Origin of the sequence: Sphingomonas daechungensis (assembly GCF_014489495.1) — a bacterium.
Taxonomy (GTDB): domain Bacteria; phylum Pseudomonadota; class Alphaproteobacteria; order Sphingomonadales; family Sphingomonadaceae; genus Sphingomicrobium; species Sphingomicrobium daechungense.
On record NZ_CP060780.1, the window covers coordinates 2,291,778 to 2,310,979 of the forward strand.

Annotated in this window: 17 protein-coding genes, 1 tRNA gene and 5 pseudogenes; 9 read left to right on the forward strand and 14 right to left on the reverse strand. The window is 62.8% G+C overall.

Annotated elements, in window-relative coordinates; translation table 11 throughout:
- Nucleotides 1–45: 45 nt before the first annotated feature.
- Complete coding sequence (gene map / locus H9L15_RS12355) at nt 46–876, reverse strand: type I methionyl aminopeptidase (RefSeq protein WP_187714278.1); 831 nt, start codon at nt 874–876, stop codon at nt 46–48.
- Nucleotides 877–971: 95 nt separating this feature from the next.
- Between map and H9L15_RS12360 the strand changes: the two genes are divergently transcribed.
- From H9L15_RS12360 to H9L15_RS12375, 4 genes are all read left to right on the forward strand, one after another.
- A complete protein-coding gene (locus H9L15_RS12360) occupies nt 972–1,730 on the forward strand; it encodes a competence/damage-inducible protein A (protein ID WP_187714279.1) in 759 nt (252 codons plus the stop codon).
- A gap of 63 nt (nt 1,731–1,793) precedes the next feature.
- Nucleotides 1,794–2,117 (forward strand): toll/interleukin-1 receptor domain-containing protein, encoded by a 324-nt coding sequence (locus tag H9L15_RS12365; protein ID WP_187714280.1) that lies wholly within the window; start codon nt 1,794–1,796, stop codon nt 2,115–2,117.
- Complete coding sequence (locus H9L15_RS12370) at nt 2,114–3,028, forward strand: hypothetical protein (RefSeq protein ID WP_187714281.1); 915 nt, start codon at nt 2,114–2,116, stop codon at nt 3,026–3,028. Before H9L15_RS12365 ends, H9L15_RS12370 begins: the two co-directional genes overlap by 4 nt.
- A complete protein-coding gene (locus tag H9L15_RS12375; protein ID WP_223276694.1) occupies nt 3,019–3,693 on the forward strand; it encodes a tetratricopeptide repeat protein in 675 nt (224 codons plus the stop codon). Before H9L15_RS12370 ends, H9L15_RS12375 begins: the two co-directional genes overlap by 10 nt.
- Nucleotides 3,694–3,885: 192 nt before the next feature.
- On the opposite strand, the gene H9L15_RS12380 is transcribed toward H9L15_RS12375, so the two are convergent.
- The 4 genes and pseudogenes from H9L15_RS12380 to H9L15_RS12395 form a co-directional block, all read right to left on the reverse strand.
- Nucleotides 3,886–4,023 (reverse strand): hypothetical protein, encoded by a 138-nt coding sequence (locus H9L15_RS12380; RefSeq protein ID WP_187714283.1) that lies wholly within the window; start codon nt 4,021–4,023, stop codon nt 3,886–3,888.
- Nucleotides 4,011–4,220: pseudogene (locus H9L15_RS20465) on the reverse strand (trypsin-like serine protease); the annotation flags it as partial. The gene H9L15_RS12380 and the pseudogene H9L15_RS20465, both read right to left, overlap by 13 nt.
- Nucleotides 4,172–4,726, reverse strand: coding sequence for a trypsin-like serine protease (locus H9L15_RS12390; RefSeq protein WP_187714284.1), 555 nt, complete (start codon nt 4,724–4,726; stop codon nt 4,172–4,174). The gene H9L15_RS12390 and the pseudogene H9L15_RS20465, both read right to left, overlap by 49 nt.
- Before the next feature lie 25 nt (nt 4,727–4,751).
- A tRNA-Gly gene (locus H9L15_RS12395) sits at nt 4,752–4,825 on the reverse strand.
- Nucleotides 4,826–4,885: 60 nt separating this feature from the next.
- Here H9L15_RS12395 and H9L15_RS12400 point away from each other — a divergent pair.
- From H9L15_RS12400 to H9L15_RS12410, 3 genes and pseudogenes are all read left to right on the forward strand, one after another.
- Nucleotides 4,886–5,631: pseudogene (locus tag H9L15_RS12400) on the forward strand (queuosine precursor transporter).
- 54 nt (nt 5,632–5,685) lie between these two features.
- The gene (locus H9L15_RS20470) at nt 5,686–6,000 is read left to right on the forward strand and encodes a PilZ domain-containing protein (RefSeq protein ID WP_187714285.1); all 315 of its coding nucleotides are present in this window, start codon (nt 5,686–5,688) and stop codon (nt 5,998–6,000) included.
- A 258-nt stretch (nt 6,001–6,258) separates the two neighbouring features.
- Nucleotides 6,259–6,762: a PilZ domain-containing protein gene (locus H9L15_RS12410; RefSeq protein WP_187714286.1), complete on the forward strand. Its 504-nt coding sequence runs from the start codon at nt 6,259–6,261 to the stop codon at nt 6,760–6,762.
- A 66-nt stretch (nt 6,763–6,828) separates the two neighbouring features.
- On the opposite strand, the gene H9L15_RS12415 is transcribed toward H9L15_RS12410, so the two are convergent.
- Nucleotides 6,829–8,256, reverse strand: coding sequence for a PAS domain-containing protein (locus H9L15_RS12415; RefSeq protein WP_187714287.1), 1,428 nt, complete (start codon nt 8,254–8,256; stop codon nt 6,829–6,831).
- 235 nt (nt 8,257–8,491) lie between these two features.
- Between H9L15_RS12415 and glnA the strand changes: the two genes are divergently transcribed.
- The gene (gene glnA, locus H9L15_RS12420) at nt 8,492–9,904 is read left to right on the forward strand and encodes a type I glutamate--ammonia ligase (RefSeq protein ID WP_187714288.1); all 1,413 of its coding nucleotides are present in this window, start codon (nt 8,492–8,494) and stop codon (nt 9,902–9,904) included.
- A 311-nt stretch (nt 9,905–10,215) separates the two neighbouring features.
- Nucleotides 10,216–10,878, forward strand: coding sequence for a PilZ domain-containing protein (locus H9L15_RS12425; RefSeq protein WP_187714289.1), 663 nt, complete (start codon nt 10,216–10,218; stop codon nt 10,876–10,878).
- On the opposite strand, the gene H9L15_RS12430 is transcribed toward H9L15_RS12425, so the two are convergent.
- From H9L15_RS12430 to H9L15_RS17865, 8 genes and pseudogenes are all read right to left on the reverse strand, one after another.
- Nucleotides 10,868–11,545 (reverse strand): hypothetical protein, encoded by a 678-nt coding sequence (locus H9L15_RS12430; RefSeq protein WP_187714290.1) that lies wholly within the window; start codon nt 11,543–11,545, stop codon nt 10,868–10,870. The genes H9L15_RS12425 and H9L15_RS12430 overlap by 11 nt on opposite strands.
- Before the next feature lie 64 nt (nt 11,546–11,609).
- Nucleotides 11,610–11,753 (reverse strand): hypothetical protein, encoded by a 144-nt coding sequence (locus H9L15_RS12435; RefSeq protein WP_187714291.1) that lies wholly within the window; start codon nt 11,751–11,753, stop codon nt 11,610–11,612.
- On the reverse strand, nt 11,753–12,265 hold the full coding sequence (locus H9L15_RS12440) for a hypothetical protein (protein WP_223276225.1): 513 nt from the start codon (nt 12,263–12,265) through the stop codon (nt 11,753–11,755). Before H9L15_RS12440 ends, H9L15_RS12435 begins: the two co-directional genes overlap by 1 nt.
- 5 nt (nt 12,266–12,270) lie before the next feature.
- Nucleotides 12,271–13,436, reverse strand: a pseudogene (locus H9L15_RS12445) (MFS transporter); the annotation flags it as partial.
- 137 nt (nt 13,437–13,573) lie between these two features.
- Nucleotides 13,574–14,990, reverse strand: a pseudogene (locus tag H9L15_RS12450) (amino acid permease).
- Nucleotides 14,991–15,038: 48 nt separating this feature from the next.
- A pseudogene (locus tag H9L15_RS19815) lies at nt 15,039–17,038 on the reverse strand (translocation/assembly module TamB domain-containing protein).
- Nucleotides 17,039–17,138: 100 nt separating this feature from the next.
- Nucleotides 17,139–18,449 (reverse strand): hypothetical protein, encoded by a 1,311-nt coding sequence (locus tag H9L15_RS17860; RefSeq protein ID WP_223276226.1) that lies wholly within the window; start codon nt 18,447–18,449, stop codon nt 17,139–17,141.
- Nucleotides 18,392–19,201, reverse strand: coding sequence for a translocation/assembly module TamB domain-containing protein (locus tag H9L15_RS17865; protein ID WP_223276227.1), 810 nt, complete (start codon nt 19,199–19,201; stop codon nt 18,392–18,394). Before H9L15_RS17865 ends, H9L15_RS17860 begins: the two co-directional genes overlap by 58 nt.
- Between the last annotated feature and the right edge of the window lies 1 nt (nt 19,202).

Consider the following 19,202-nt stretch of genomic DNA (forward strand, 5'->3'; position numbering starts at 1 on the left):
CATTAACTGACAAAAGTGTCAATTAACTGTTAGTTCCGACGCGCCTCAGAAATAGGGCGGGTGGTCGAGACCGGCCGGGCTCTTCGTGAAGATCTCGCAACCGTCCTCAGTGATCCCGATCGAATGTTCGAACTGGGCCGACAGCGAGCGATCGCGGGTGACGGCGGTCCAGCCGTCATCGAGCATCTTCACGTCAGGCCGGCCGATGTTGATCATCGGCTCGACGGTGAAGAACATGCCCGGCCGAAGCTCCGGACCGGTGCCGGGCCGGCCGGCGTGGACGACTTCAGGACTGTCATGGAACAGGCGCCCTACCCCGTGCCCGCAAAAATCGCGGACAACCGTATACCGGCGAGCTTCCGCGTGGCGTTGAATCGCAGCGGCGATGTCGCCCAGGCGGTTGCCCGGCTTCGCCTGCTCAAGGCCGAGCATCAGGCATTCGTAGGTCACGTCGACCAGCTTGCGCGCCTTCAGGGGCACGTCGCCGACCAGGTACATGCGGCTGGTGTCGCCGTGCCAGCCATCGACGATTGGCGTCACGTCGATGTTGACGATGTCGCCGTCCTTCAGCTTCCGGTCTTCCGGTATGCCGTGGCAGACGACGTGGTTGATCGAGGTGCAGCAACTCTTGGTGTAGCCGCGATAGCCCAGCGTCGCCGGAATGGCCCCTTCACGAAGCATGTGCTCGCGAACGATGTCGTCGAGCGCCGCTGTCGTGACCCCGGGGACGACGTGCGGTACCAGCGCATCGAGAATCTCGGCGGCCAGGCGGCCCGCCTTTCGCATGCCCTCGAATCCCTCGGGCCCGTGAAGCTTGATCTGGCCGTTGCGGGCTTCGACCCGGTCCTCGGCACCAACGGTGATATAGTCGGTCATTCCCAGCAACATAGGCGAAGGATGCCGAATTTGCACCCGCGACTTGCCGAAAAGTCACTTTGAACTTGGCTGGGTCCGGCGCGTATGGGCGTCCTATGGCTGAAGAAAAGGTCTGGACCGCTGCGCTCCTCGTCATCGGCGACGAAATCCTGTCGGGCCGCACCCAGGACAAGAATATCTCTCAGGTCGCGGTCTGGCTCAATGTGCAGGGCATCCGGTTGGAAGAGGTTCGCGTGGTGCCGGACCACCAGGCTCGCATCGCGGACGGCGTCAATGCGCTGCGGACCGCCTACGATTATGTTTTCACCACCGGCGGGATCGGCCCAACCCACGACGACATCACCGTGGATTCGATCGCGGCAGCATTCGGCGTGCCGGTGATCGTTCACCCGAAGGCCAGGCAGATCCTCGAGGATTATTACGTCACGCGCGGCGGCGTCAGCGAGGCCCGGCTCCGCATGGCGCGGGTCCCCGAAGGCGCCGAGCTCATTCCCAACCCGACCTCCGGCGCGCCCGGCGTGAAGATGGAGAACGTCTACATCATGGCCGGTGTGCCGAGCATCGCGGCCGCCATGCTCCAGGCGCTCGACGGCAAGCTCGAAGGTGGACGGCCCGTCCTATCCGCCACGGTGGGGGCATACGCACCCGAAAGCGACGTCGCCGACCTGCTGCGCGAAACCGAGGAAACGCACACCGGCGTAGCGATCGGCAGCTATCCGTTCTTCAAGGAGGGCCGTTACGGCGCCAATTTCGTGGTAAGGTCGGACGACGGCGACCTCGTCGACCGCACCTCGGCCGACCTCCAGCGTCGCCTCTCGGAAGCCGGCTACGAGCCGTATCCAGGCGGCCTCTAGAAAAGGCCTATTTCAAGCTCCGTAGCGACAATGTAACGCTGACGCCGAGGGGGCGTCGGCGGGATGTCGAACGAAGAGCGTCAGTCGACGGTTTTCCTGAGCTATGCGCACGCCGACAAGGCTCGCGCCCAGCGCATTTCGTCAGCACTCGAAAACGCCGGCTATACGGTCTGGTGGGACCAACTGATCGAAGGCGGCTCGCAGTTCGCCAGGTCCATCGACGAGGCGCTGGACAAGGCGGATGCGGTGGTCGTGCTGTGGTCGAAGAACTCGATCGATTCCGACTGGGTCCGCGACGAAGCCTCCCACGCCCGCGACCGGAAGAGGCTGGTTCCGGTTTCGATCGACCGAAGCACCCCTCCCTCGGTTTCCGTCAATATCAGATGATCGATCTGTCGCGGTGGCGTGGGAAGGCGGATGCTCCGGAAATGGAAGCGGTCGGACGTGCGATCGCCGCGGCTGTCGGGCAGCAACCCTTGGCGCAACTCACGAAGTCCCAGCCGGTCAATCGACGCAAGGTCCTGATCGCTGGAGGAGCAGCGGTGGTGGCGGCCGCAGGAGGTGCCATCGCTTGGCGCGGCTGGTTCGGCGGCTCTCAACCCGAGGCGCGCAGCATTGCCATCCTGCCCTTCAAGAATCTCAGTGGCGATCCGGCACAGGCCTTCCTGTCGGACGGGCTGACTGAGGAAATCCGGTCGACACTCGCGCGCAACGCTGGCCTGAAGGTGCTCGCTGGCACGACGTCGGCAACCATCAGCAAGGATGACACAGACGCGAAATCGATCTCCCGCAAGCTCGGGGTCGGATATTTGCTCGACGGTTCGGTTCAGCGCTCCGGAGACCGGGTCCGCGTCTCGACCAACCTCACCAATGGTGAAACCGGCTTCTCCGAGTGGTCGCAGAGCGTAGATCGCCAGGTCGGCGACATCTTCGCATTCCAAAGCGAGATCGCAAGTAACGTATCGAATGCCCTGTCCGTCCAGATGGCGACCGACGCGCCGTCGCTTGGCGGGACAGAGAACGCAAAGGCTTATGAGGCCTACCTTCGCGGCAAGGCGCTCTACAATCTGGCCAAGAACGAAGAGACGGATCGCGAGGCGCGGGCGAATTTCGAACTGGCCGTGGCATCCGACCCGAACTTCGCGCTCGCCCATGCGGCATTGTCGCGAGTCCTCGCTTCGCTTGCATCGCAAAGCGCCAAGGCCAATGAGCTCAAGCCGCTTTACACCGCCGCGGTGCAGCAGGCGGAACGCGCCATCGATCTAGCCCAAAGCTGGCCGATGGTCACCTGGCACTAGGATATTCGAAGTTTGCGGGTTTCCTCGACGTACGGGGCGCGAAGCCGTCGTATGACCGAGCCTATGAGTATGGCCGAGGCGATGCAGATATCGTCCTCCTCTATGCCTTGTACGTCGTGCGCGCACGGCGCTTCGCGGAGGCGCGCGATGCAATCGAGCGAGCGCTTGCGCTCGATCCGCTCAATCCGCGCACGCATCGCGCTTCCGGGCTGATCGCCTATGCATCGCGTCGCTACGGCGATGCCGTTGCTGCCTATCGGCAGGCTCTTCAGCTGAACCCGGAAATCTCGAACGCCAATGCCTTCATGGGCAATTCGCTGATGCTGATGAACAAGCTGCCGCAAGCACGTGCGGCCATCGCGTCGGAGAAGAGCGACATGTTCAGGCTGACCAGCCAGGCGATCCTTGAGCATCGCTTCGGAAATCCGGCGGCTGCGCAGGAAGCGTATGCCGAACTCGTCACCAAACTGGGCGATGCCGCGGTCTATCAGCAGGCCGAAGTCATGGCCCAGTTCGGCAGGACTTCCGAAGCGATCGACCTCCTGCGCCGGGCGCGCGCGGTGGGCGATGCCGGTTTGACCGCAATCGCCACAGATCCGATGCTCGACCCCATCGCTCGCGACCCGGACTTCGTGCGGCTCGTCAAGGAACTGGGCTTCGCATGACGAGGGCTATCGCGAGAGCCGGATTCGTGAGATTTTCCGCGCTCCCGTGAGGAGAGCGGCCATGCTGATGCACGACGATTTGGGATTCTCGGCTTTCGGACCGGAGGATGAAGACGACCGTGGCGATCCGGGCGATCGTGGAGATCCAGGCGATCGCGGCGATCCCGGTGATCGCGGCGATCCTGGCGACCGCTAGCGAAGTTCGCTGACCGACGGGTCGCTCGCCATCGCGCGAGCGATCCAGTCGCGGAAATGCTCATTGTCGATGCGCAGGTAAACGCCCGCGCTGTCCGGGCGGTAGCAGCCCTGCCCCCAGTTCACGATCCCCACGAGCCTCGGCTCGTCCCTTCGAGCACGAGCGGTCCGCCGCTGTCGCCGGTGCAGGTATCCGCATCGTCGCCGGGCGTCCGGCCGGTGGCGCAGAGCTGATATTCGGGGACGTTCTGGTATTGCGGATAGTCGGCGCAATCGACCGTTTTCAGGTCGACAGACGTAAGTTCCGCCTGGAAGCCTGAGCCCTTCTTCTCTTCGAGCTGACCCCAGCCGGTCGCATAGACATCGACGTCCGGCTCGAGGGCGGGCCATCGTAGAGCGCGATCGGTGAAATTGGGCCGGCGTTGACGGGGTTGGTTTCAGGATCCGCGACGAAGTGGACCAGCGCGATGTCGTAGGCATGCTCCTTCTGGTTCCAATCGGCATGACGAACCATCCGGTCGATCCTGAAGGTCACGCCCTCGTCATTGTCGATATAGTCGGCGCCCAGCCTGACACGGTGCCCGTTATCGATCCGCGCCTGATTGATGCAGTGGGCCGCGGTCAGCACCCAACCCTGCGCGATCAGGCTCCCGCCGCACTTGTGAGCGAGGTCCCAGCCATCGCGGCCGCTTTCCTTGTCTTCCTGGGTCCAGACCGGATGGCCGCTGTAGATCTGCACCTGCCACGGCGTTGCCCCAGTCGTACCCTCCTGCTGCTCGTCAGGCGGGCCGGCCTCCTGCACCGAAAGCGCAGCAGCAGCGAGAAGAAACAGCAACATGGACAGTCCCCCGACATGGCCAGGCTGGAGCGGGTAACGGGAATCGAACCCGTACGTTCAGCTTGGGAAGCTGACAGGCTACCACTACATCATACCCGCTCGGCAGCGCGTCCGAATTAGGTCTTGCCTCTCCCACCGTCAACGCGCTCTACTTGAACCGTGGGGGCTACCGAACATCAGCCGGTAAGGGTCGAAGCCGCAGCGCTTCACGACCGCGCTCTTCGCTATTTCGATTTCGTTATGGTCGCGTTCGTGACGATCCTCCTCCTTTCCAACGTGCTCGGCGCGGGCAAGGTGGCGACAGTCAACTTGCCGGCTATCGGCGACTGGCCGTTCGGTGCCGGCATCCTTTTCTTTCCTTTGTCCTATGTCATCGGCGACGTGCTGACCGAGGTCTACGGCTATGCTCGCGCCCGCCGCTGCATCTGGGCCGGAACGACGGCCCTCGTATTCATGGCCTTCATGGCCACGGTCGTTGTCGCCTTGCCGCCAGCGCCAGATTGGGGAGGCCAGAGCGCCTACGAGCAGGTCTTCGGACAGGTCCCGCGGATCGTATTCGCTTCGATCATAGCGTTCTGGGCAGGCGAGTTCGCCAACAGTCTCGTTCTCGCCAAGATGAAGGTCTGGACGCAGGGAAAGCATCTCTGGACGCGAACCATCGGCAGCACCGTCGTCGGTCAGGGTGTGGATAGCCTGATATTCTACCCGCTAGCATTCTGGGGGCCTCCGGGTGGACCAACGACCTCGTCGTCAAGGTGATGTTTACGCAGTGGGTGCTCAAGGTCAGCTGGGAAGCTCTCTTGACACCGGTTACCTATCTGGTTGTGGGCTTCCTGAAACGCCGCGAAGGCGTGGATGTCTTTGACGAACGGACAGATTTCACGCCGTTCCGCGCCAAGATTTAACATTTGTTATCCGTGTACCGCGTTCTATTGACCTTCAATCTCTGGGGGTGCAGCGTGGGAAGCGAAAATGGGTCAGGGCTCGGTGGGCCGCAGCTTCCCCGGCGCAACGCACGCGTTCCATTGCAGGCCGAAGTCCAATTGAGGCGCAGCGGCCAACGTCATTACATGGTCAATGTCTACGATATCTCTCCGGAAGGGTGCCGGCTGGAATTCGTTGAAAGACCTCGCCTGGACGAGACGGTTTGGGTGAAGCTGGGGTCGCTTGAATCGATTGAGGCGAATGTCTGTTGGGTTAAGGGCACGATGTCGGTGTCGAGTTCGTGCGTCCGATCCATCCTGCCGTATTCGCGACGACGGTCGAGAAGCTGAAGAGAGGCTGATCCAGCCGCAGGGGTGAGGCCGCCCATTGGCTGGACACCGACATTAATTCGGCGTTTATTCACTTCGAGAATCGTCTCGCGGCTCGGCAAGACCGCTGCGATTCTTACCCTTGCTTGTCACAAGGTTGAAGCGGTTCGGGGCCTTCGCGCTCCGGGCCGCTTCTCTTATTGCGCTGAGATTCCCGCTCAGGTCGTCCCGCTCAAAACCTTTTGTTCACTCTCCTCAAGCATGAGGGACGAAGGCGAAATGAATCAGACCGTTGCACAACCCGTTGGTCAGCCCGACCGCAGGCGCGCCGAACGAGCCGCGCTGCGGCTGAGCGCGACCATGCGAGAGGCCGGCCGCGCCCGTGTCGGCGTCAGGGTGATCGATATCTCGACGCACGGCTGCAGGGTCGAGGCGACCAACGTACCGCCTGCCGATACCTGGATCTGGCTGAGCATTGCGGGCCTTGAAACCCAGTATTGCCGGGTCGTCTGGCGCGCCCAGGAATTCGCCGGCTTCGAGTTCGTAACTCCGCTCGCGGAAGCCGTTCTCGAGAGACTGCTGCAGGATCAGCATCAGCTGACCGAATCGACGATCAACGAGCTCCGCGACATCGCCAACCGGACTCACCGTCTCGCGACCAATCAAACCGGTTCGGACACCGAGACCCTCGCCGAGCTGTCGAAAAAGTGCGCCGTGGAAGCGGTGATCGAGGGTTTCCGGCTCAGCGAAGCCAAACCCGGCGACAAATCAACACCCGCCTGAGGCTAGGCCTCTCCCGCCGGCGGCTGACCCAGGGCGGCGCCCCGGTCAGCCTCCAGCCAATCCAGATCACGCAGCCTTGGCGCTCAGGATCGCGCCGAGGCCACCCTCGGCTTCGATGCGCTCGGCCAGGCTGCCACGCGGAAGATCGTGCTTTAACGCCCATGCGAGGACCGATTCCAGCTGGGAGATGGTTGCCTCGTCGCACAGGCCGTCAAATGCCAGCTTGACCACCGGCTTCATCGGCGAGCGGAGCTGGATCTTGAGCCCTTGGGCTTCGACCAGCTTCAGATATTCTTCTGCATTTTCTTCAGCATCGAGCGCGAAGTCATAGGCAGCGCTCAGTCCTTCATACAAAGCAGCGTTAGCGCGCAGCTTCGCCGCCCGGGCTTCGTCCGCCTTCGAGCGAACTTCCGACAATCTGGTCTGCATGAATCCCTCCGGTACGGAATTTGAAACTTCTGGTTCGGGCTCAGTCTCTTCGACGCTCGCCGCCTGCGGCTCTGGCTCGGCCTCGAGTTCCTCGACGTAGCCTTCGGCTTCGACCGGCAACTCCTCGGGCTCGACGTGGTCTTCGGCTTCCGTCAGCGCTTCCTCAGGCTCGACTTCGCTTACCACCTCCGGCTCGGCCTCTCGGACCGGCTCGGTCGGCAACTTCGAGTCCATCTGGACGACGTTGCCATAGAAGTTTCCGACCCCGGCAATGGCGTCGAAGATTTTGGCGAAGCCAGGACGCTTTTCGCTGACGGGGTCCGGAGCGGGCTCATCGTATTCGGATTCGCTCGAAGCTTCCTCGTACTCGGGCGAATGCTCCTCCACATCTGCGATCGCTTCGGGCTCCTCGACCAGCTCGGCTTCGACCTGGACGGGTTCGTCTTCGACAGGCTCGGGCGCGACTTCGGCGACTTCGTCTTCGATGACCGGCTCGGCCTGCACAGGTTCCTCGGACGGCTCCCGCTCCACGACCTCTTCCGGTGTCGAGGACTCCTCAACCTTGGCGTCACCAGCAGCCAGGCTCACAAAGCCATAGACGTAGTCGACGTAGGTACCGGTCGAGCTGAAGGGCAGTAACGTCACGCCGCAGCGGGTGGTCCCCGCCTCGCTCACAAATTCGTCCTCGAACGCGATGGCCTGGCGGGCGCTGGCCACCGCTGGAAGCTGCTTCGCAATGCAGGCGAGCAAGGACGGCGATGCGGCCTGGCTAATGCTTTCGATCTTGGGCCCGTCCTTGAGCGACTGCCCGAGATGGCGGATCTCCGCATCCTCGCCGCCGCCGATCAGCTCGAGAAGGAGGCTGGAGGGACCCGCGTCCGAGATTTCGAGGGGATCGAGGTCGCGGATTGGGGGAAAATGGCGATCACCGCGGATTGACAACCAGTAGTTGTATACCGTCGCATGACGGCGCCGTTCGGCCGCCGTGACACTTTCCAACTTGCTCAGCAGGACTTCCGCCGACGAATCCTCGGCTGCCTTCATGGCTGGAGCAGGCGCACCCATTGATAACCCTCCGCACTTTCCCGCTGGAGGTTCTGCGCCCCTGTTTCTTAGAAAAGGTTAAATCTGCGGCGATTTTAATCGCTTCGCCCGCATCTGCTCCGGAAATGCGCCATTTCGGGTCGGTTCCCTTCAGAAGCCGTGAAAAGTTCACGCGCCTCCTGACTCTTTGCCGCGCTTCGGGAATCGCTTCGTGCAGGCCGCTTTCGCGGCGAATCACAACTCAGACGAGGTCATGATGGCTACCGACGCGGGCAAAATTCTTTCGCGCATCAAGGACGAGGAGATCGAATGGGTCGACCTCCGCTTCACCGATCCGAAGGGCAAGTGGCAGCACCTGACCATGGCGTCGGGCCTGATTGACGAGGACCAGCTGACCGACGGCTTCATGTTCGACGGAAGCTCGATCGCTGGCTGGAAGGCCATCAACGAGTCCGACATGATCCTGAAGCCGGATCTCGAAGCGGCCTACATCGATCCTTTCAGCGCAACGCCGATGCTCGTTCTGTTCTGCAATGTCGTCGAACCCTCGACCGGCGACCTCTACAGTCGTGATCCACGCTCGACCGCTACCCGCGCTGAGGCCTATCTCAAGCAGACCGGTATCGCCGACACCGTCTATGTCGGTCCGGAAGCCGAGTTCTTCATGTTCGACGATGTCCGCTTCGAGGACGGCTACAGCGCCTCGTCCTATCGAATCGACGACATTGAGCTGCCGACCAACACCGGTCGTGAATATGACGGCGGCAACCTCGCCCATCGTCCGCGCGCCAAGGGCGGCTACTTCCCGGTTGCTCCAGTCGACAGCGCCCAGGACATCCGCGCCGAGATGCTCTCGACGATGATCGAGATGGGCCTTCCTTGCGACAAGCATCACCACGAGGTTGCGGCCGCGCAGCACGAGCTTGGCCTGACCTACGGCGAACTCGTCACGACCGCCGACCGCATGCAGATTTACAAGTATGTCGTGCACATGGTCGCGCAGGCCTACGGCAAGACGGCGACCTTCATGCCGAAGCCGATCGCCCAGGATAACGGGTCGGGCATGCATACCCACATGTCGCTGTGGAAGGGCGGCAAGCCGCTCTTCGCGGGAAATGGCTATGCGGGCCTAAGCGAGACCGCGCTCTACTTCATTGGCGGCGTCATCAAGCACGCCCGTGCGCTGAACGCGTTCACGAACCCGACGACCAACAGCTACAAGCGTCTGGTGCCGGGCTTCGAGGCCCCGGTCCTCCTCGCTTACTCCAGCCGCAATCGCTCGGCGTCGTGCCGCATTCCGTACGGCACGGGCGAGAAGGCGAAGCGGGTGGAATTCCGCTTCCCCGACGCTCTCGCCAACCCTTACCTTGCCTATGCAGCGCTGCTAATGGCCGGCCTCGACGGCATCCAGAACCGCATCCATCCGGGCGACCCGATGGACAAGAACCTGTACGACCTGCCGCCGCAGGAGCTGGTCAACGTTCCGACCGTTTGCGGATCGCTGCGTGAGGCTTTGGTCAACCTGCAGAACGACCGCGCCTTCCTGACCAAGGGCGACGTGTTCAGCGAAGACCAGATCGATGCTTACATCGAACTCAAGTGGGACGAAGTGATGCGCTGGGAGACCACGCCGAGCCCGGTCGAGTTCGACATGTATTATTCGTCGTAAGGCTCACGTCTTATTAACTGAAGTCAGTCATTTGGTGGCCTCATGAGTGTCGAGGCCCCGCGTAACAGCTTCAGAGCGGCGATTCTGAGCGGCGAGAAACCCGCCCTGGTCGTCACCGACAAGAATTCGCAGCTCGAGGGGGCTGGCGGCGAGCTTGGGAGCGTGCGCGTTCCGCGGGCAGAAACGCGGCGCGGCAACCACCGCGGCGTCAATCGCCACCGCCTCGACAGCGAATCCGCCATGCTCTTGTTCAAAGGCGAACCTCGCCCTGTAGAGGTCGTGAACCTTTCGAGCGGCGGCGCCATGCTTCGTTGCGACATCACCCGCGCCTCTGGGACCTGGTCGAGCTACAGCTCGGTGAAGGTCTTGGGCTCGAAGGCGCGGTGCGCTGGATCAAGGACGGCGCGATCGGCGTCGAATTTGCTCACGAAACGCGAATCGAATGCGATCGCCAGCAACGCGCCGAGCTGCTTCTCTCGGTCATTCAGCGGAGCTTCCCCGACGATCACGTGCGGCTCGATGAGCTGGACGTCGAAGAGGACGTCGAGGCCGTCGAGGAAGATCTCGGCAACCGCGACGAAAAACGCCACCCGCTGATCTGGAAAGGCGAAATCCACTACGCGCACGACAGCAACCCGGTGCGGCTAAGGAATGTTTCCGCCGGCGGTGCCCTCGTCGATGTAGCCGTCGACGATTACCCGATCGGCGCCGAAGTGCTCCTCGACCTTGGAGATGCCGGCCAGTTCTTCACTATCGTGCAGTGGGTTTGCGGCGACCAGGCTGGCCTTCGCTTTGTCCAACCGTTCGACCTTGCGTGCCTGGCCAACGCACGGCCGGACGTGATGCCCCACAGCTGGACCGTCCCGAGCTTCCTGCACGCCGACGATGACGACGATTCCCCGTGGAGCGAAAAGTGGGGACGCAGCTCGATCGATGAGATCCGCACCGACCTCGAAGGCTTCCTCAAGCGCTGACGCGCACGAAAACGATGCCGGTCCGATCCTCACGGATCTTCTTCCAATCATGGTCATGCTCGAGCAGCGCGACCAGCTTCTTGTAACGGTGGGGCAAGATCGCCCAGCGGATTCCCCATTTGTCGACAACCTGATCGAGCATCGCGGCGTCGCCGTCAGTGATCTTCTTGTATCCGATGACGAGTTCGTCCCCGTACATGTCGCCGCGACCGTCGACGTACGGCTTGATCCCCGACAGAAGCAAAGGGCCGCCCATCACGTAGCCATTGAGCACGGGCTGAGACCGAAGTTCGCCCGGGACTGACGCGATCAGCTTCCACGGGTTGGATTCGACTTCATCAGGCGTGATTGGCCATGCGAGCCGTATCGCGATCAAGACAAGAGCGCACCCGCTGGCGGCCAACCAGACTGGCCTCGTCATCTCAGTTTCCCGCGGAACCGTGGCGAAGGCGGCGGGCAGGAGCACGGCGGACACGATCGCCAAGACTGCCTGATGCCTTGTCTGCAGGAATGCGAGGGCGAGCAGGAAAGCGAGAAGCATCCATCTCACCGGATGCATCTTTGGCCGCTTCCACACGATCAACGCAGCAACCGCCAGAAGGAGGACGAAGAAGAAGGGAGTCCGTTGCGGACTGGACGGCTTCCACTCATCGATGAAGGGAAGCATCGAGAGATTGGCAATCCGGAGGGGTGCAGAACGCCCTCTATGCCGTTGGCATTGACGAGCACCGCTATGGCGAGGAGCAGTCCAAACAGCCCCATTGCCGGAACGCCCGAGCGCGACCATCCGGCTGCCAGATCGCCTCGAGCCCGAACGCCGCTGCGACGACAAGCCCCATCACGAAGCTGCCGTGCATGTTCGCCCAGACGACCATCAAGAGCGCGGCCGCCAGCGGCGGGCACGGTCGCGCTCTCGCGCCCGGATCATCAGCACTGTCCAGAAGGCGAGCAGCGCCCAGGCGAACAGATGCGGCCTGGCCAGCAAGGACGGAATGAGGATTGCATCCATTGCCAGGACGACGCCGAGGGACGGGAGCGGTCGCACCGATCGCAGGGCATTGGTGAAGACGATTGCGTTCAGCGCGACCAGCGCCGCCGTGGCCAGCGCGCTGATGCCGCTATATCCCGCCATGCGATACGCGGCGGCGAGCGGGACTTCCGCGCCCCACTCAATCGGGACCCAGGGACGGTCGGCCCAGGAGAAGGAAAACGGGTCCGTCTTCGGGATCGTGCCATGCGACAAAATCCATTCGCCTGTGGCGATGTGCCAGCTGACGTCACCGTCGTTGAAGATTGTCCTCGAACCGCCGAGCGTGATCGGGACCAGGAGGATCGCGATGACCAGGACCAGGTAGAATTTCACGCGGTCAGCGGGCTGGAGAGCCAACGCCTTCACTCCTCCAGGATCTGGCTGTTCGTCTTGGTTTCAGGCAGCATCACGAAGCCGATCGCGGCCATTCCAATGACCGCTGAGAGATACCAATAGAAACCGCTCTCGACACCCGCCTGCTTGAACCAAAGCGCTACATATTCGGCCGTGCCTCCGAACAAGGTGTTGCCCACCGCATAGGGCAAGGCCACGCCAAGCGTGCGGATGTGTGCCGGAAAAAGTTCGGCTTTGATGAGGCCGCTGATCGATGTGTACGCACCGAGCAGCACCAACGGAACCAGGACCAGCGCGAGAGCCGTCATCGGCTCCGTCGCCCCGCTGATTGCGCTGTAGATCGGAACCGAGACCAGGGTTCCGCCGAAGCCGAAGATGTAGAGCATCGGCTTCCGACCCCATCGGTCGGCCGCCATCCCCCACCATGGCTGGATCAGCATGAAGACGATGAGCGCGATGGTCATGATCATCGTTGCAGTGGGCTTGGAAAATCCGCTCGTGTTGACAAGGAACTTCTGCATGTAAGTCGTGTAGGCGTAGAAGGCGGCGGAGCCTCCGCCGCTGATTGCAGCGACGATCAGGAACTCGCGGGGATGACTGCGCCATAGATGGCTGATCGTCGATGGCGCCCGGTCCTTGCTCTGCCTCTTGAAGGACTCCGTCTCCCGAGCCTTGCGCGGAGGAAATAGACGGCGAAGGCGAGGATTGCGCCGACACCAAACGCGATCCGCCAACCCCATTGCTGGAGTTCAGATTCCGGCATCAAGGCCTGAAGAAGAACGACCACGGCAAGCGCCAGCAGCTGCCCGCCGATCAGGGTGATATACTGAAAGCTCGCCCAGAAGGCGCGCCGATTGCGCATCGCCTTTTCGGAGATGTAGGTCGCGCTGGCGCCATATTCGCCGCCGACCGACAAACCTTGCAGCATTCGTGCGACGACAAGGATCGTTGGCGCAATCGCTCCAGCCATCGCGTAGGTCGGAGCCGCCGCAATCAACAGTGCACCGCCAGCCATCAAGGCAACGGACAAGGTCAGCCCCGACTTCCTGCCGTAGCGGTCCGAATAGATGCCCATCATCCATGCGCCGATGGGTCGCATCAGGAAGCCGACGGCAAAAATTGCCGCGGCGCTCAGCAGTTGGGCGGTCGGATCTTCTTTCGGGAAGAAGACCGGCGCGAAGTAGATGGTCAGGACGGAGTAGGCATACCAGTCGTACCATTCGACGAGATTGCCCGCCGAACCGCCCAGGATATCCCGGATCCGTTTCCGCGCGTCCGCAGCCGAACTTGCGGCAGCCGCCGTCGCCAAGGCTAAGCGGTCTTTTGGGCTCTGGCGCGAGCAGCGGCGCCGTGCCCATAGATGAAGTAAAGCACCACACCGATCGCTTGTGCGATGAAGAAGAACAACTGTGTGCGCGTTGGCAGACTGTAGAAGAGATACAGGCAGCCGAGGATGCCAGCGATGCCGACGAGCCAGGGCAGCGGCGTCTTGAAACGCCGTTCGCGATTCGGCTCCCGCTGGCGAAGAACCAGCATCGCCGCACATACCGCGACGAAAGCCGCGAGTGTTCCCGCATTGGCCAAGGCGGCGATCGAGGTCAGTGGGATCAGGCCTGCGAAAACTGACGTGACGACCGCCGTGAAGATCGTGATGCGGACCGGCGTTCCGCGGCTCGACACCCGTGCGAGCGAGCTTGGCAGCAGCCCATCGCGCGCGACGGTGAAGAAGATGCGGCTCTGCCCGTAGAAGAACGCGAGGATCACCGTTGGCAGCGCAATCACTGCCGAAGCGCCAAGCACGCGTGCTGCCCACGGCTGCCCGATCTCACGCAGGATGAGCGCCAATGGCTCGGCGCTATCGGCAAAGCCGGTGTAGGCGACCGCGCCGATCGCTGCGGCCGCGACGACCATGTAGATCGCGACGCAAACGACCATCGACCCGACGATACCGATGGCAAGGTCGCGGCTCGGGTCCTTGGCTTCCTCCGCCGCAGTCGCGATCGCGTCGAAGCCGTAGAAGGCAAAGAAGATGATCGCCGCGGCCGCCATCACCCCGACTTCGCTTCCCGACGGTCCAGATTTGGGGAAGCCGAACGGCATGAACGGCTGGAAATGCGAGGAGTCGAAGACCGGCAAAGCAACAGCAATGAACAAGGCGAGCGCCGCCATCTTGATAACGACCAAGATGGCATTCACGGTCGCGCTTTCGCGTGTGCCGGCAATCAGCATCCCGGCGACAACGACGATAATGAAGATCGCGGGACGTTGATGATCCCCCGAGCTCTGGCCCCTTTATCAGGGCGTCAGGTAACCCCATTCCTATCGAGCTTAGAAAACCCGCCGCATAGCCCGACCAACCGACGGCCACGGCGCTGACGACCAAGGTGTATTCGAGGATCAGCGCCACGCCGATCATCCAGGCGATGAGCTCGCCGAAAACCGCGTAGGAATAGGTGTACGCGCTGCCCGAAGCAGGGATCATCGTGGCGACTTCCGCATAGGCGAGCGCTGCGCAGGCACAGATCGCGCCGGCGATGGCGAAGGACAGGATCACGGCCGGGCCCGCCTTGCCGGCGCCGACCCCGATCAATGTAAGAATGCCGGTACCGACGATTGCCCCGACGCCAAGCGCGACGAGGTGCGGCCAGGACAGGGACTGCGCAAGACGATGCTCTTCCGGAAGGTCCTCGCGAGCGACGACCTGCTTGCGCACATTCCAGTTCTTCATGAAGCCTCCCCTGCCTGAGCGCTGTTCTGGCACGCCAGCGGGTGCGGCTCAATAATCCTTGCTGACCCTGAGGTTCGCGCTGGTCCGGCCGATCGTCGAAATCGACGAAAGGATCGAAAGCCAGCGGGTCACCTGGAACTCCGCGCGCGTGGCGGAATAGCCCTGCCCGTCCGTGATGACTTCGACGTACAGCCTACGAGTCACGAACTTACCCGCCGCGACGGCAGTCTTCTGCCCGGTTGCGACGTCGGCGGGAATGATCCGGAGCCGGTCCAGGCCCACGGCCTTCCGCAAGCTGTTGATCGGGTCCAGTCCACCGCCGCCGGACTGAAGGGCGGCGACCGCGGATGCGAGCTGCAGAGCCTCGGCGGCGGACAGGTTGGTAATCGAAGTGCCGAACAGGATGCGGGAGAGAAGCTCATCCTCAGGAAGCGGCGGAACGCTTGTGAAGCTGATATCCGGCTGCAACCCGCTGCCCCGACGACCACCGTCGCGTCCAGGCCCTGCACGTTCGCCTGTGCTCGAATGTCGAGGATCGGATCCGGCGGATATTCGCCCCGGAAGCGGATGATTCCCCGATCCAGTCGGAAGGTCCGGCCGGCGAAGTCATATTCGCCGCGGACGAGATTTGCCTGGCCGGTCATGCGGGGCGCATCCGCCGTGCCGGTAACGTGCAGATTGGTGGACCAGATGCTGTCGATCCCTAGTCCCCGCACTTTGACCTCGCCGCCCGATACGTCGAAGTCGAGCCTCCACGGATGAAGGGCGGCAATTTCGATGACCTCGTCCTGATCGAGGCCGATGTGACGCACTTGCAATTGCGGGACGGCTGCAGCGGCGCTCGCCTGGCCCAAGGTGAACCGACCGTTGTCGAGATGGAGCTTGCCGCTGATCGTTCCGCCCTGCCCGTCCGAACGGACCTGAATGGGTCCGGTGACCCGCGCGGCGATGTCGTCGCGGTCGAGCAGCAGCGCGTGGCTGGCGTTGAACGAAAGGTTTAGCGCGGCCATCCCACCGCTGAAGTCCACCGTTCCGGTACCTTCGACGGACCCATTGCCTTTGGTCGTCCCGGCCAGCCGCTTGAAAACCAGGCGTGAACCGATGAACTGCCCGTCGACCTGGAGCTGTTCGACGAGTGTGCCGGTGACTGCGCTCTCGACGCGACCGTTCGTCGTGTGAACCGATCCGCGAATGGTCGGATCGACGAGCTTGCCGCCAATGTCCGCGCCGATCGAAATCGGACCTGTCAGGTCGAAGATCTCGATCCCCGACAGCCGCCAAAGCGTGTCGGTTGGGCCGGCATAGCGAAGCTGGGCCAGCAATGGGGCATTGAGCAACTCCGTCACAAGGTCCCCGCCACCGATCGGCGCGAAGCGAACCTGTGCACGCCCGATCGTCTCGCCTCCACTGACCGCCACAGCCCGCATCGCTGCCTTGTCGCCGGTGATGATGGCGGCGACACCGACGTCGATCGGCTTTGACGCAAGCACGAGCCCTGACCGGCTAAGGCCACGGATCTTGAGGTCGACGCGCCCGTTGCGGTTGCCCTTCCAGGCGTAGTCGAGCCGGCCGGAAGCGATTCCGCTGAGATCGAGATCGGGCCAGCCGAGATCCAGCACTTCCAGTGGCATGGACTGCAGTTGGACGTGAACCTCGGGGAGCGATCCGCTGCGGCCCGCGACGACCGCGCGCCCACTGGAAAAGGTTATGCTGGTGGGAGCGAGCTGCCAGCCGTCACCCGCTCGCGTGAGGACCGCAGCCTGGTTCAGAACAAGCGGCTGGTGCTCGACGGAACCCTTCCCTGTGACCTCGATGCGGTCGGGCGATACATCCGCCAGCGCGTTGAATTCGAATGCCGCGCCGCGGCGACCAGCGAGCACTGCCTGGATCTGTCCTGACCCGTTCACCAGCTTTGCGTTGGCCTTCAGGCTGGCCAGGGTCATGCCGGACATCTGAAGGCCATGTGCGTTGACCGATCCGTCGATGGTCGTGCGGCCGTCCTGCAGGATCATGCTGCCATCGATCCGTCCCGACTTCACAGCCAGCATCGGGAAATGGACGTCTGTCGCGTTGAGATGCGCCTCGATCCTCTGCGCGCCATTCACGGGCGCAAAGCCAAGTGTGCCGTCGAGCCCTCCCCAGCCAGTGTCAACGTGCCGGTGAAGCCGCCCGGGTCGGCGCGTAGATCGCCCGAGGCGCGTGTCCCGCTGACATCCAGGGCAGCAATCGAGATAACCGCCGCTCCGCCTTGGGCAGGAGGATGCGGCCGTTGCTGGTGAAGGGACCCAATCGCGACTGACCGTTCGCTTTGTAGTCGAAACCCGCGGCTGTCGGGTCCAGCAATACGTTCACGTCGCGGAGTCCGAGAGCCTCATTCGGGCTATCCAGGAAGAGTTGAACGCGCGGCCGGACGATATCTCCATCGAGAGTCAGCCGGAACGAACCGTAGAGCGCCTGCTTTCCGCGGCCCACCATGTGGAAAGTACCGTCATGGTTGCGACGACCTTCGCCAGCCAGGCGAAGCTTGGGCGAGTAAAGCTGAAGGCCGGTGAAATAGAGGATCCCATCCGGGCCTCGCTCGAGCCGCGTCTCGATTCTCGGCAGGCCGCCCGTGAGGCTGGCAAAGAAACTGTTGTCGAGCCTTCGGACCCAGACCTTGCCGGTGCCGACCACTCTCGAGCCCTTGCCATTCGGGCCGGGCACGACCGTGAGTTCCGTCTGGACGTCGACGATTCCCAGGCCCTCAATGAAATAGCGCGTCAGTCCGCCAGAAATCACCACCCGGAAATGGCCGGTCACCAGATCGAACAGCAGCCCGAGCTTCGCGTTCAGCTTCGCGCTTCTGAGCTGCAGCCCATCACCTCGAACGAACTTCGGCGTGACTGTCAGGACGCCGTCGAGCCGTGCGTTGGCGAGAATGTCGCCCGCGACATCGCCGATGCCCGTAATCGCCCGGGCCGACAGTTGCAGCGGAACGCGCATCGGCCACGGCGAAAGATTGCCGCTCCCTTCGGCACGCACGTTCACGAAACCGATGTCGTCGAACTTCAGGGCGGGAGACGTCAGGCGGTACGAAAAGCGCGCGGTCTCATACGGGCCGTCGAGCGTCCACAGCATGCGGATGTCGCGACCCGTCATGTTGGTGAACAGCGCTTGTGGACGAAGCAGATCGACGCCCAGGCGAAGGTCCTCGTACCGGCCCTCGGCAAGGTCGACCGCGCCGCTTGCGACGGCGCGCAGCGCTGCCGAACCGACGGTCAGCTTCCCGCCAAGTATCCGATCCTTGAATGTGGCGTCGCCGATCACCTTCACCGTCGGTGACGTCAGCGCCTTCCATCGCCCTTTCAGAAATGGCGCGGGTGCAAGCGCGCCCGAAAGACCGTATCGACCGTCGCGAACGGTCAACTCGAGGCGGGCAGCCTTCCGATTCGAAACATCCAGCGCTGCGATACCCGCCATGCGGTCCACGAGCCGTCGCCGGTCACAACCAGATCGATCGAGCGTTTCCAGCCAAGCAACGCCGGAACAATTCCGTCGGCGGGAGAGTGCGAGCGGACTTCCAAATCGAACCTGTTGCCGTCCGGCTCGGCATCGAGCTTGAGCGCGAGCTGGTCGCCGCCGCGGTCCATTTTTGCACGGAGATCGACGAGAGCCCGGCCTCCACGCACGTCGGCGCTTCCGTAGACCGACCCGCTGCGCGCAACGCCGGTGACGTCCTTCGCAAGCTCGAGCCGGTGGATGCTGAGTTCGCCAACATGGATGTCGAACTTGGGAAGCAATGGGCCATGTCGCCCAGTCGCTTTCATTTTCGGCAGACGGAGAAGCGTTATTCGATCCGCCTCGATCCGCTCCAGGAAAAGCGAGTTGCGAAACCAGCGCAGCGGCGCCCAGTCGATATCGATTTCGGGCGAAGTGACGAAGACTCCGTTCTGATCGAGCACCGCAATGTTCTTGAGCTTCGTTTCGCGGAAAATTGAGCCTTCGATGCGCCCGATGCGGAAGCGCAGCCCAGAAGACGTCTCGATTCGCTCGATCCGGTCGACGATGAAGCGGTGGCCCGGAGCGGTGTCGAGAACGATCAGCCCGACAACGGCCAATGCGAAAATGGCCGCAACGAATGCCAGCAACTCGGTCGCCAGGCGCCGCGGCCAGCTCCGCTTCGGCCGATCGGGCGGCGCAGCCGGGACTGCGGTTTCGGCGGCCTCGGCCACG